This window comes from Bradyrhizobium sp. SHOUNA76, assembly GCF_023006445.1.
In the GTDB taxonomy this organism is placed as follows: Bacteria; Pseudomonadota; Alphaproteobacteria; order Rhizobiales; family Xanthobacteraceae; genus Bradyrhizobium.
Genome location: NZ_JALBHA010001027.1, coordinates 1 through 770, shown reverse-complemented (window position 1 = coordinate 770; position 770 = coordinate 1). Strand labels below are relative to the sequence as shown.

At 67.4% G+C, this 770-nt stretch carries 1 protein-coding gene and 1 pseudogene; both read right to left on the bottom strand.

Annotated features, from left to right (window positions below):
• Positions 1 to 492: 4Fe-4S dicluster domain-containing protein (locus MOV74_RS39470; RefSeq protein WP_246933033.1), on the bottom strand; the 492-nt coding region annotated here is incomplete at its 3' end.
• A pseudogene (locus MOV74_RS39465) lies at positions 489 to 770 on the bottom strand (2-hydroxy-acid oxidase); the annotation flags it as partial. The pseudogene MOV74_RS39465 and the gene MOV74_RS39470, both read right to left, overlap by 4 nt.

The following is a 770-nucleotide window of genomic DNA, read 5'->3' as shown; positions in this document are numbered from 1 at the left end:
CGCCTTGAGACGCTGGATCAGGCCCGGCGTGGCCGAGGGACGAGGCGTCGGCAGGAACACGGCAAGCGGGCGGGCCAGCCGCGCCAGGATCATGCTCACGCGAAAACGCTGCGGATCCGGCAGCACGAAGGCCAGCACCTGGCGCAGCAGCCGCTCGGTGAGCGGCCGCTGATAGCGCTGCTCGATCCTGACCCGGGCCTGGTCGACGAGATGCATGTAGTTCACCCCCGAGGGGCAGGTCGTCATACAGGCCAGGCACGACAGGCAGCGGTCGATATGCTTGACCACCTCGGCCGTCGGCGCCTGGTCTTTCTCCAGCATCTCCTTGATCAGATAGATGCGGCCGCGCGGGCTATCGAGCTCGTCGCCGAGCAGCACATAGGTCGGACAGGTTGCGGTGCAGAAGCCGCAATGGACGCAGGCGCGCAGGATCTTGTCGGCTTCCGCGATATCGGGGTCGGCGAGCTGCGCCAGTGAGAATTCGGTCTTCATGCCCCAGCGCCCCGCCTCAAACGTCCGCGGTTGAGAATGGTCTTTGGATCGAAACTGGCGCGCACCCGCTCGCTCAGTGCTGCAATACCTGGCGCCTGCGGATGGAATACGTCGACATCCCGCCTGACATCCTCGGCCGCCCGGATCAGCGTGGCGTGCCCTCCGACCGCGTTCGCACGCGCGCGCACGGCCGCGGCATGCGCGTCAGACTTCGGCGGTAGCGCCGCCCAGATCAGGCCGCCGCCCCAATCGTAGATCACATCGCCGCCGGTCTCGCG